This window comes from Pseudomonas sp. GD03875 (genome assembly GCF_029840585.1).
GTDB lineage: Bacteria > Pseudomonadota > Gammaproteobacteria > Pseudomonadales > Pseudomonadaceae > Aquipseudomonas > Aquipseudomonas paralcaligenes.
Window position 1 is genome coordinate 51,033 of sequence record NZ_JAOCCV010000022.1, and the last position, 12,134, is coordinate 63,166.

Here is a 12,134-nt window from a genome sequence, read left to right on the forward strand (position 1 = left end):
CCGCACCTCCGGGGAGATGCGGGCCTCGTGCGGGGAGGCTGCCGGCGTTTACTCGGCGTAGGCCTCGTCGTCCTCGTCTTCCAAGGCCGGCTCATCGTCCATGTCGCCGCCAGCCATGCCACCCAGGCCGGCGCCGGTGGCGAAGGCCATGGCGACGAACTCGTCGACGCTCATCTGCTTGCCGTTGAAGTCGACCTTGTCGTCGGCGTAGTGCAGCGTGGCCACGATGTTGTCGCCTTCGAGCTTGGCCAGCTCGGTGGACAGGGCCATGCCGCTGGCCATCTCGCTCATCATCGACGCCTGCTGGGCGACGGCTTCCTTGTCGGTCTCGCCACCCAGGGTGGCCTGCAGGCCGACCACGTCGCCGATCATGGCCTTGGACACGGACACCTTGGCGTCCAGCTGGGCGATCAGTTGCTTGGCCAGTTCCGGAGCCGGCAGCTCGAAGGACTCGGGCTTGTTCAGGTCCACGGACAGGCTCAGGCTGCTCTCGCCGTTGGCGGTCTTGAACGCCAGTCGTTCCAGGGCGAGGCCCGGCTTGCCGGCCAGCAGGGTTTCGATGCCGGCCAGGAACTGCGCCTGCTGCTCCTCGGGAATGTCCGGCATGCCTTCGCTGGCCTGCTGCAGCTGGCCGGTGCTCTTGATGTAGTCGCTGTACATGGTGAGCAGCGACTGCAGGGCGCCGGTATCGAGGTTCTTGGCGCTCGACACCATTTCCATGCCGCCGATGTCGTGGCCCATGTAGCTGACCATGCCGATGTTGTAGGTGGAGCGGGCGGAGAGCTTGCTGTCGGTCTCGCTGGTCTCGTCGAGCTGGCGGACGTCCTTGAGCAGCACCGGCTCACCTTCCGCGAGCCTGATCTCGACGGTCTGCAGCTTCGCCTCGTTGCGGCCGACGTAGATGTCGCTGGTGGTCTTGGTGGTCGCGCTGTCCAGGGTCAGGCCCTTGAACTCGAAGCTCAGCGGGCTCTGGTCGGACGGCAGCACGGTGTTGAACTTGAGGCTGTCCATCAGGCCGTTGGCGGCGATTTCCTTGGCCTCGGCGGTGCTGTCGAAGTCGATGTGCAGGCCGCTGAATTCCAGGCTGTTCTGCTCGTCGATCGCCAGCTGCGCCGGGTTCAGGCGCACATTGCCGCCGACCGACTTGTCGTAGCCCAGGCTCACCTGGCCTTCCAGGGGCGAGGTGCCCTTGGTGGCGGCGAACCACTTCTCCAGCGCCGGGCTGGATTCCAGGGCGTAGTTGCTGGTGGCCATGACCGGCATCAGCTTGAGGGACTTGAGCCGCGACAGCGGGAAGGGACCGTGCTCGATGCGGTCGTTGATCACCAGCTCCATCTGCTGCGGCTCTTCGCCGTCGAGGGAACCGTTGAACTTGATGCGGTAGCGGGCGTTGCTGTTGAAGAACGCGCGATCCAGCGAGAGCAGTTCGATGGAAGCATCGAGCCCGAGCGCCGGCAGGGTCTGGGCCAGTTCGGCGTTGGCCTGCTTGATCGACTCGTCCAGCACGCTGGGCAGCTGGTTGCCGGTGTACCAGGCGCCGACCGTGCCAACGGCGGCGACGGCAACGAGAGTGCCTACTGCGATACCTGCAATCTTCTTCATGGGGCGTATATCCGTTGTGTAGTATTGGTCTTTCTTCCCTGAACCGCGCGCGGCCTCTGCGGACCTGATCGACACGGCCTGAGGCGGGGCTGCCGCCCTGCTCCGGCTACAGCAGCCGAAAAGTCGCGCAAGGCTATCACCGTGCCGTCATCCCCACCAAGGGGGGTGCACAGGATTCTGCACAGGATGCCAACTAGTCGCCGTCCTTGCGCTCCGCGTCCACGGCGGCCACCCGCGGGGTGCTCGCCACCCAGTCGCCGAGCAGGCTGTAGGCCACGGCCAGCAGGGTCGGACCGAGGAACAGGCCCATGAAGCCGAACGCCAGGATGCCGCCGAACACGCCGAGCAGCACCACCACCAGCGGCAGGTTGCCGCCGCGGCTGATCAGGTAGGGCTTGAGCACGTTGTCCACGCCGCTGATGACGAAGGTGCCCCAGATGCCGAGGAACACCGCCATGCCGTACTGACCCTGACTGACCAGCCAGGCGGTGGCGGGAATCCACACCAGCGGCGGGCCCATGGGGATCAGGCTGAGGATGAAGGTGAGGATGCCGAGCACCAGGGCACCGGGAATGCCGGCGATGTAGAAGCCGATCAGCGCCAGCAGCGCCTGGGCCGCCGCGGTGCCGATCACACCGTTGACCACCCGCTGCACGGTGCCGGCGACCAGCTCCAGGTAGTGGTCGGCGCGGCTGCCGCCGATCAGGCGCTCCAGCAGGCTGTGGGCGAAGGCCGCCATGCGCGGGCCGTCGCGGTAGAAGAAGAACACCAGCACCAGGCTCAGGGCCAGTTCTAGCATGCCGCCGCCGATCTGCGCGCTGCGCGCCAGCAGCCAGTTGCCGACCTGGCCCAGGTAGGGACGCACCGTGGCCAGCAGCGCCACGCCCTCCTCGTCGATCCGCGTCCAGGCGCCTTCCAGGCGCTCGCCGATCAGCGGCAGCCCGACCAGCCAGGCGGGCGGGTCCGGCAGGCCGTCGACCTGGAAGTCCTTGAACAGCTCGGTGGCGTCGCGGATGTGGTCGGCCAGGTTGAAGCCCAGCAGCACCAGCGGCACCGCGACCAGCACCATCCAACCGCCGGTGAGGATGCCCGCCGCGGTCGTCTCGCGGCCGTCGAGCACGCGGGTCAGCAGGCGCATCAGCGGCCAGCTGGCGAACGCCAGCACGGCGGCCCAGAACAGCGCCGAGAAGAATGGCGCGAGCACCCAGGCGCAGGCGCCGAGCAGAGCCAGGAGCAGGATCTGCACCAGCAGACGGTCGTTGTTCAGCATGTTCGGGTTCCCTGGAGCCGGGCGGAAGCGGCCCGGCGCGCGTCGTTCTTCAGCGTAGTTGTTGCAGACGCAATCCTTCGCCCGCCGGGTCACCTGCCTGCAGCCGGTTGCCGCGCACGCCGCGGCGCTCCAGCTCCACACGCCAGGCCTCGGCACTGGCACCGGACAGCTCCACGCGCAGCGTGCTGTCCAGGCTCAGGGTGCGCCCCAGCAGGTCGCCCCACTGCTCGTCCGGCTCGCCCAGCGGCAGGTTCAGCTCGCCGCTGGTCCTGAGCTGGCGCAGCAGGGTGCCGGCGGTGGGCAACAGCGCGGGCAGCGCGGCGCTGGCGTCCAGCTGCTCCACGTGTAGGTAGGAGCGGCGGTTGCCGCGGGTGATGCCGTACAGGGCGACGAGGCTGTCGTGCTGCGGCTCGGCCAGTTGCAGCAGCAGATAGCTCTGCCGCTCCTCGGGGCCGTACAGCGTGGCGTTGCCGAAGATCTGGTTGGCCCACAGGCTGGACGAGCCACAGTCGCGACCGTCGCACCAGAACAGCAGCTGGGCGCCCTGTTCCAGCAGGTGGCGCCGCGCCGCCTCGAGCGCCTCGCGCGGCGAATGCTCGTCCGGCAGGCGGTAGGTCAGCGCGCGCAGGCGACCCTCGGCGAGCACCTCGGCGGAGGCGCGCAACTGCCCGCTGATGCGGCGCAGGCCGTCCTGCGGGTAGCGTTTCTCCTCGGCGGCGACATCGCGGTAGTCGACGATCTGGGCGCGGGGAAAGCGCGGCACGCTGTCCAGATCCTGGCTGCCGGGCACGTCGGCGGCCAGCAGGGGGGTGCAGAAAAGACTTAGGCAGAAAGCGAAATAACGCATGCGGTTCCTCAGCGTGTGAGCATGCTCTGCGCGGTCTTCACCGCGCGATCATCATCCTTGACCCGCTCCGGTATCAGCAGGCCGCGTTGCACCGCGGGACGGGCGTCCAGCGCCGCCATCCAGCGCTGCAGGTGTTCCAGGCCCTCGACCGGGACGCCGGCCCAGTCGTGGACGCGCACCCAGGGAAAGGTGGCGATGTCGGCGATGCCGTAGTCGCCGGCCAGGTACTCGGCCTCGCCCAGGCGGCGGTCGAGCACCTCGTAGAGGCGGCGGGTCTCGTGCTGGTAGCGGTCGATGGCGCCCTGCAGCTTCTCCGGGAAGTAGCGGAAGAACACGTTGGCCTGGCCCTGCATCGGCCCCACCCCACCCATCTGGAACATCAGCCACTGGATCGCCAGGGAACGCCCCCTGGGGTCGCTCGGCAGCAGGCGGCCGGTCTTCTCGGCCAGGTAGATGAGGATGGCGCCGGACTCGAACACGGCAAAGCCGTCGTCGACGATGGCCGGGATGCGGCCGTTGGGGTTGATGCGAAGGAACTCGGGAGTCTTCTGCTCCTTCCTGTCGAAGGACAGCGCGTGCACCCGATAAGGCAGGCCCAGCTCTTCCAGGGCGATGGACACCTTGTGTCCATTGGGCGTGGCGGCGGTGTACAGATCGATCATGGCAATCTCCGATGCGACCTGCACAGCCTCGGCAGTTGCCGGGGCCGCGTCAAGCGCGGCGGAAGAATGGATTGAAACAGTCTGCAACCTGCCGCGCGCCGGCCTCGTCGTTGAGGTGCAGGTGATGGCCGCCGGGCAGCACGTGGGTTTCGAACGCAGTGGTCTCGACCAGGGCCTTCAGACGCGGCTCGACGTTCATCTGCCCGCTCTCGGCGAGGATCAGGCTGACCGGGCACTGCACGGCGCGGACGAACTGCTCGACGTGGGCGAAGGTCAGGCGCATCACCGACGGCAGGGTCAGGCGGATGTCGGTGCGCCAGGTGTAGCCGCCTGGTACCGGTTCCAGGCCACGCTGGGCCAGCAGTTCGGCGGCCTCGCGGCTGACCGCGACCACCCCGCGCATGCGCGCTTCCACGGCCCGTTCCGGGTCCGGGTAGACCGGCTTCTGCTTGTCGCGCACCGCCAGGCGCGCGCGCAATGCCTCGCCGAGGCGCCTGGGCGCGCTGTCCGGCTCGGCCGTGTAGGGCACCAGGCCGTCGATCAGCGCCAGGCGCTCGACCCGCTCCGGCACTGCGGCCGCCAGCAGGGTCGAGATGATCCCGCCCAGCGAGTGCCCCAGCAGCGAGAAGCGCTGCCAGCCGAGCTGCTCGGCCACCAGCAGCACGTCCTCCAGGTACTCCCACATGCTGTAGCTGGAATTGCTGGCGTAGTGGCCGGAATGACCGTGGCCGGGGAAGTCCAGGGCGACGATGCGCAGCCCTTTCAGCTTCGGCGCCAGGCGGGCGAAGGTCATGGCGTTGTCCAGCCAGCCGTGCAGGGCGATGACGGGAATGCCGTCCTCCGGGCCGAACAGGTGCGCGGCCAGCTCCACGTGCGGCAGGCTGAAACGGGTCTCTTCCACCTTGAAGTTCATGCCGAGCGCTCCGCGCCGCGGCCCTGCCAGCGGGCGAACAGGTCGCGCAGCAGGTGGGCGGTGTCCTGCGGCCGCTCCAGGGGGAACATGTGGCCGCCGGGTAGGCTCAGGTACTCACCCTTGGGCACGCGGTTGACCTGGCGCGCGTGGTGCGGCATCACCACGCGGCTGTGCCGGCCGCGGACCACCGCCAGCGGTACGGCGAGCTGCTGCGGGCGGCCCGGAGCGGTGTGCGGCACACTGCGGTAGATGCTGATCTCGGTGGCCGGGTCGAAGCGCAGGCGCAGCCCCTGCCCTTCCTCGCGCAGGCCGTGGCGCACGTAGGCGTCCAGGCACTCGGGGTCGAAGCGGCGGAACAGGGTCTTGCCGGCGAAGTAACCACGGGCCTCCTCGAAGTCGCCGAACACCTCGCGGCGGCCGACGGTGCGACCGGCCGGGGTGATCCGGTCGATGAAGCCGAAGCGCTTGGCGGCACGGATCACCATGCGGTCGACACCGGTCAGCAGCGGCGAGTCGAGCATCGCCACGCCGCGGTACAGGTCCGGGCGGCGCAGCGCGGCGTGGTAGTGCAGCACGCCGCCTAGGGAATGGCCGACGCCCCATACCGGTTCATCGCCCTGCTCCAGGTGCAGGATCAGCTCGTCCACCAGGTTGTTCCAGTTGTCATCCACCGGGAAGCGCGGGTCATGGCCGTGCTGCTCCAGGTGCCGCACCCGGTAGTCCGGGGCCAGGGCGGAGAAGAGCTTGCCGTAGGTGGCCGAGGGGAAGCCGTTGGCATGGGCGAAGAAGATGGTCTGGGACATGGCGGGCGCGATACAGGAGGGTTCCCGGGGATTGTCCGGCACGCTTGGGCGGGCGGCAATCGGCAGAAGGTGCCAGATGCGCCAAACAACCGGCGCAGCCCGCCAAAAGGCGGGCCACGCATGATGCGGGCTCAGGCGGCCTGGGTCGTCGGCTCGCCGCGCAGGCGGTCGAAGATGGCGGCAACCAGCAGGGTCAGCGCCACTGGCAGCAACCAGCCCAGGCCCTCGTCGGCCAGCGGAAGATGGTCAAGGAGCCCTGGCACGAAGGACTTGAAGCCGGCGGCATTGAGTGCGTCGACCAGACCGAACACCAGGGTTACCGCCATGGTGGGCACGAACACCCGGGAGGCTGAACGCCAGATGCCGCCCAGCAGACTCAGCGTCACCAGCACGATGGCCAGCGGATAGAGGCCGACCAGCACCGGTACCGACACGTGGATCAGCTGGGTCAGGCCCTGGTTGGCCACCAGGAGGCTGAACAGGCCGAAGACCACCACCACGCTGCGATAGGAGAACGGCAACAGCCTGCTGAAGTATTCGCCGCATGCGGTCAACAGGCCGACGGCGGTGGTCAGGCAGGCCAGGGTGATGACTACCGCCAGCAACAGGCTGCCGTAAATGCCGAAAGTATGTTCGACGTAGGTGGTGAGGATCTGCACGCCGTTCTGCGCATCGCCGGCGATCCCCTGGCTAGTGGCCCCGAGATAGAACAGTGCCAGGTAGACCAGTGAAAGGCCGGTGGCCGCGATAAGACCGGCCAGCACCGAATAGCGGGTGACCAGCGAAGCTTCGCTGACGCCACGATCCTTGATCGCCGTGGCGATGACGATGCCGAACACCAGAGCGCCCAAGGTATCCATGGTCAGGTAGCCCTGCAGGAAGCCTTGTACGAGGGGCCTTGCCTGGTAGGCCTCGGCGCTTGGACCGATACCGCCGGCCGGTGCCAGCAGCGCCGCACCACCAAGCACCAGCAGAGAGGCCAGCAGCACGGGCGTGATGAACTTGCCGACGCTGTCCACCAGCCTGCCCGGGTTGAGGGCGAGGAAAAGTACGATGGCGAAATAGGCGGCGCTGTACAGGGCCAGTGGTAGCGGCCCGTTGCCGACCAGGGGCGCCACGCCCATCTCGAAGGATACGGTGGCAGTACGCGGCGTCGCGAACAGGGGGCCTATCGCCAGGTACACGGCCACGGCCAGCAGGGTGCCGGCCTTGCGACCGAGCGGCGCGGTCAGTTCGTCCATGCCGCCACCGACACGGGCCAGGGCCACTACCGTGAGCAGCGGCAGGCCAACGCCGGTCATGAGGAAGCCGAACGCGGCGTACCAGACATTGCCACCGGCGGCCATGCCAGCGCTGGGCGGGAAGATGATATTGCCGGCGCCCAGGAACAGGGCAAAGGTCATGAAGCCCAGGGCCAGGAGGTCAAGGCTTTTCATACGAGTCATAGCGGGCGGTACCACGAAGCGGAGGTGAGGCGGCGCTCCATGGGGCTGGCGCCGCGCCGGCACCTTAAAGGATCGGCCGCCCCGGGATCGAGCGGCCCCGGTCGGCCGGTCGGGCGCAGGACAGCGGATGTCGCATATCTGTATTTTTCCTGTTCACCCGGACAGCTTCACACCCGGAACTGCTCGATCAGCCGATTCAGCTGCTCCTCCAATTGGCGGATGCTGGCGGCGGCGCTGCGAGTCTGCTCCACGGTGGTGAAGGTGTGCACGCTGATGTCGTTGGCGCGCACCATGCCGGCGCCCACCTCCTCCGCCACCTTGGCCTGCTCGCCGGCCGCCGCGGCGATCTGCTGGATGGTCTGGTCGATATCCGTCACCGCCGCGCGGATCTCGTCCAGCGACTGGCTGGCCTCCTCCGCGCCCTGCCCGGCCAGGCTCACCGCCTGCTGGCTCTCGCCCATCATCTCGATGGACGAGCGGGTGCGCTGCTGCAGGGTCTGGATGATCGTCTGGATTTCCTCGGTGGACTGCTGGGTGCGCTGCGCCAGCGAGCGCACCTCGTCGGCCACCACCGCGAAGCCACGCCCCTGCTCGCCCGCCCGGGCGGCCTCGATGGCGGCGTTGAGCGCCAGCAGGTTGGTCTGCTCGGCGATGGAGCGGATCACCTCCAGCACCGAGCCGATGCGCTCGCTGTCGCCACGCAGCGACTCGATGGCCTCGGCCAGGCGCCCGACCTTGTCGGCCAGAGTGTTCATGCTGCCCAGGTTGCTCTCCACCCGGGCCTGGCCACGCAGAGCGATATCCAGCATCTGCCGCGACAGGCGCTCGCCCTGGTCCGCGCTGCGCGCCATTTCCTGGGCGCTGGCGGCCATCTCGGTCATGGCCGAGGCGGTCTGGCTGCTCTCGTCGCGCTGCCGCTCCACGTCCAGATGCGCCGACTCGGCCGAGGCCTGCAGTTCCCCGGCGGCCCGCTCCAGAGTGTGCGAGGCGCCGGCCACCTCGGCGACGGTCTGGCGGATCTTCTCGACGAAGGTGTTGAAGCTCGCGGCCAGCCGGCCGAGGTCATCCTGGCCCTGCACCGGCAGGCGCCGGGTCAGGTCGCCCTCGCCCTCGGCGATGTCCTTGAGCATGCGGTTCATCCGCCCCAGGGTACGCACCAGCGCCCGGCTGACGCCGACGGCCACCAGCGCGCCGAAGATCAGCGCGGCCACCACCAGCCCCCAGAACAGCCGGTTGACCCGCGCCACCGTATCGTCGGCGGTCTGCGCCGCCTCGCCCATGGAGCCCATGATGCTCCGCTGCAGCTGGCTGGCCAGGTCGGCGATGCGCGGGTCGATGCGATCCATGGCCTGCAGGCTGGCGTTGCGCGCCTCGACCAGTTCGACCACCCTGGCCGCGGCGGCCTTGTACTGCTCCAGGCTCTGCAGGGCGCCGTTGAGCTTGTCCTGGGTGCTCTGGCTGCTGCTGCGGTCGCGCAGCACGGTCATGCTGCTCTGGGCGAAGCCCAGTTCGCGCTGGAAGGCCTTGGCCTGCTCGGCCTGGTTCTCCTGCAGGTACTGGTAGAGGTACTGGCTGCCAAGCAGCAGGTGGCGCATGGCCGCACTGGAATAGAACACAGCATCCAGGTTGAAGTCCTGCTGAGCGTTCTCCAGCACCGAGGTCAGGGCCTTCTCGATGGCCGGGCCGTGCTGGCTCAGCTCGCCGGCGACCAGTTGCTGGCGCTGCCGGCTGAGCGGCACCAGCTGTTCGCGGAACAGCCGGCTGTATTCATCGAGCAGGCTGCCGATCTCGCCCAGCAGACGCCGGCGCTCGGGGTCGTGCAGGCGCTCGGAGGTCTGCGTCTCCAACGCCTGTAGGCGCTGGTCGAGCTGGGTGAACTGCGCCTCCAGCGCCGCATCGCCGGTGCGCGCGTACTGGCGCACGGCGAGCTGCATGCGGGTCATGCCGTCGCCGAGCTGGGCGATCTGGTCCATGCCCGGCCCCAGGTCGCGGGTCACCACCTGCACGCTGCCGGCGATGCTGCGCAGCGACAGGCTGGAGACCACGCCCAGCACCACCAGCAAGGTGCAGAGCACGACGGGGACGATGGCGATCTTGTAGGCGATACGAAGATTGGCGAACCATTGCATGAACGGGCTTCCTGTTCGGGCGGACGACTGCCTTGTCCGGAACCGACCTGCCCTCCCGGCAGGAACGATATTGCGAGATTGTCACTGACACATGCCTGCTCAAGCAGGTTCTATGCCTACACAGCTGCATCGTGCGTGGAGACAGCCTAGCCGACCGGTCAGTTAACTTCTTATCGGCCGCTTGGCGACGATGCTTGAAGACTAGAAAAGAAAAGGCCACCCGAAGGTGGCCTTTTCTCATGCGGTCAGAACACTCAGGCGTTCTTGACTTCCCAGCCAGTCAGCTCGGCCAGGGCCTTGCCGATGTCAGCCAGGGAACGCACGGTCTTCACACCGGCGTCCTGCAGGGCGGCGAACTTCTCGTCCGCAGTGCCCTTGCCGCCGGAGATGATGGCACCGGCATGGCCCATGCGCTTGCCGGGCGGCGCGGTGACACCGGCGATGTAGGACACCACCGGCTTGGTCACGTTGGCCTTGATGTAGGCCGCGGCTTCTTCTTCGGCGCTGCCGCCGATCTCGCCGATCATCACGATGGCTTCGGTCTTCGGATCTTCCTGGAACAGCTTCAGGATATCGATGAAGTTGGAGCCCGGGATGGGGTCGCCGCCGATGCCCACGCAAGTGGACTGGCCGAAGCCGGCGTCGGTGGTCTGCTTCACGGCTTCATAGGTCAGGGTGCCGGAACGCGACACGATGCCGACCTTGCCCGGCAGGTGGATGTGACCCGGCATGATGCCGATCTTGCACTCGCCGGGAGTGATCACGCCCGGGCAGTTCGGGCCGATCAGGCGCACGCCCAGCTCGTCGCACTTGACCTTGGCTTCCAGCATGTCGATGGTCGGGATGCCTTCGGTGATGCAGACGATCAGCTTGATGCCGCCGAAGGCCGCTTCGAGGATGGAATCCTTGCAGAACGGAGCCGGAACGTAGATCACCGAAGCATCGGCGCCGGTAGCTTCCACGGCTTCCTTGACGGTGTTGAACACCGGCAGGCCGAGGTGGGTGGTGCCGCCCTTGCCCGGGGTCACGCCGCCGACCATCTTAGTGCCGTAGGCGATGGCTTGTTCGGAGTGGAAGGTACCCTGCGAGCCGGTGAAGCCCTGGCAGATGACTTTGGTGTCTTTGTTGATCAGGACGCTCATTACTTGCCCTCCGCGGCTTTGACGACCTGCTGGGCAGCGTCGGTGAGGCTGGTAGCCGCGATGATGTTCAGACCGCTCTCGGCCAGGACCTTGGCACCCAGTTCGGCATTGTTGCCTTCCAGGCGGACCACGACCGGAATCTTCACGCCGACTTCCTTCACGGCGCCGATGATGCCTTCGGCGATCATGTCGCAGCGCACGATGCCGCCGAAGATGTTGACCAGCACGGCCGCGACGTTGCTGTCGGACAGGATGATCTTGAAGGCTTCGGTCACGCGCTCTTTGGTCGCGCCGCCGCCCACGTCGAGGAAGTTGGCCGGCTTGCCGCCGTGCAGGTTGACGATGTCCATGGTGCCCATGGCCAGACCGGCACCGTTGACCATGCAGCCGATGTTGCCTTCCAGCGCGACGTAGTTCAGCTCCCACTTCTGCGCATGGGCTTCACGGGCGTCGTCCTGGGACGGGTCGTGCATGGCGCGCAGCTTGGGCTGACGGTACATGGCGTTGGAGTCGATGTTGATCTTGGCGTCCAGGCAGTGCAGGTTGCCGTCCTTCTTGATCACCAGCGGGTTCACTTCCAGCAGGGCCAGGTCGTAGTCCTGGAACAGCTTGGCCAGGCCGACGAAGATGTGGGTGAACTGCTTGATCTGGTCGCCCTGCAGGCCCAGCTGGAAGGCCAGCTCGCGGCCCTGGTACGGCTGCGCGCCGACCAGCGGGTCGATGGTGGCCTTGAGAATCTTCTCGGGCGTCTCGTGGGCGACCTTCTCGATGTCCACGCCACCCTCGGTGGAGGCCATGAACACGATGCGACGGCTGGAACGGTCGACGACGGCGCCGAGGTACAGTTCCTTGTCGATGTCGGTGCACGACTCGACCAGGATCTTGCTGACCGGCTGGCCGTTGGCGTCCGTCTGGTAGGTCACCAGGCGCTTGCCCAGCCAGTTGGCGGCGAACGCCTTGGCATCTTCCTTGTTCTTGACCAGCTTGACGCCGCCCGCTTTACCGCGGCCACCGGCGTGCACCTGGGCTTTGACGACCCACTCGCTGCCACCGATCTTTTCGCAGGCCGCAGCCGCTTCTTCCGGGGTGTCGACGGCATAGCCGGTGGAAACCGGCAGGCCGTATTCAGCGAACAGCTGCTTACCCTGATACTCGTGAAGATTCATGCTTATCTACCGTTCTTCGTTTAGGTATTGCGCATTTCGGCGCTGCGCTCTCGGGCGCCGCGCCACCTGTGACTGCTCTGACTAGCAGTCCGACGGACATTCCTGCGACTGGCTCTCGCGAACCGCCACGGGCCGCCCGCCGTGGTTGTTCTGCA

At 67.4% G+C, this 12,134-nt stretch carries 10 protein-coding genes; all 10 read right to left on the reverse strand.

Translation table 11 applies throughout. The features are described from left to right. Positions 1–48 precede the first annotated feature (48 nt). Entirely contained in the window at positions 49–1,602 is a 1,554-nt protein-coding gene (locus tag N5D30_RS18075; protein ID WP_279910073.1) for a YdgA family protein, read from the reverse strand. Between the two features lie 193 nt (positions 1,603–1,795). Beyond that, on the reverse strand, positions 1,796–2,872 hold the full coding sequence (locus N5D30_RS18080; RefSeq protein ID WP_220814486.1) for an AI-2E family transporter: 1,077 nt from the start codon (positions 2,870–2,872) through the stop codon (positions 1,796–1,798). A 49-nt stretch (positions 2,873–2,921) separates the two neighbouring features. After that, positions 2,922–3,719 carry a DUF4892 domain-containing protein gene (locus tag N5D30_RS18085; protein WP_279910074.1) on the reverse strand — a complete coding sequence of 266 codons (798 nt, stop codon included), beginning with the start codon at positions 3,717–3,719 and terminating at the stop codon, positions 2,922–2,924. Between the two features lie 8 nt (positions 3,720–3,727). Next, positions 3,728–4,381: a glutathione S-transferase N-terminal domain-containing protein gene (locus N5D30_RS18090; protein ID WP_279904456.1), complete on the reverse strand. Its 654-nt coding sequence runs from the start codon at positions 4,379–4,381 to the stop codon at positions 3,728–3,730. A 49-nt stretch (positions 4,382–4,430) separates the two neighbouring features. After that, positions 4,431–5,294, reverse strand: a complete 864-nt coding sequence (locus N5D30_RS18095; RefSeq protein WP_279910075.1) for an alpha/beta hydrolase — start codon at positions 5,292–5,294, stop codon at positions 4,431–4,433. Continuing rightward, on the reverse strand, positions 5,291–6,097 hold the full coding sequence (locus N5D30_RS18100; protein ID WP_220814490.1) for an alpha/beta hydrolase: 807 nt from the start codon (positions 6,095–6,097) through the stop codon (positions 5,291–5,293). Before N5D30_RS18100 ends, N5D30_RS18095 begins: the two co-directional genes overlap by 4 nt. Positions 6,098–6,228: 131 nt before the next feature. Next, entirely contained in the window at positions 6,229–7,542 is a 1,314-nt protein-coding gene (brnQ, locus tag N5D30_RS18105; protein ID WP_279910076.1) for a branched-chain amino acid transport system II carrier protein, read from the reverse strand. A gap of 167 nt (positions 7,543–7,709) precedes the next feature. Continuing rightward, positions 7,710–9,671 carry a methyl-accepting chemotaxis protein gene (locus N5D30_RS18110; RefSeq protein ID WP_220814492.1) on the reverse strand — a complete coding sequence of 654 codons (1,962 nt, stop codon included), beginning with the start codon at positions 9,669–9,671 and terminating at the stop codon, positions 7,710–7,712. 254 nt (positions 9,672–9,925) lie between these two features. After that, the gene (sucD, locus tag N5D30_RS18115) at positions 9,926–10,813 is read right to left on the reverse strand and encodes a succinate--CoA ligase subunit alpha (RefSeq protein ID WP_044400216.1); all 888 of its coding nucleotides are present in this window, start codon (positions 10,811–10,813) and stop codon (positions 9,926–9,928) included. Beyond that, a complete protein-coding gene (gene sucC, locus N5D30_RS18120; protein ID WP_220814493.1) occupies positions 10,813–11,979 on the reverse strand; it encodes an ADP-forming succinate--CoA ligase subunit beta in 1,167 nt (388 codons plus the stop codon). The genes sucD and sucC overlap by 1 nt, the downstream gene beginning before the upstream one ends. Between the last annotated feature and the right edge of the window lie 155 nt (positions 11,980–12,134).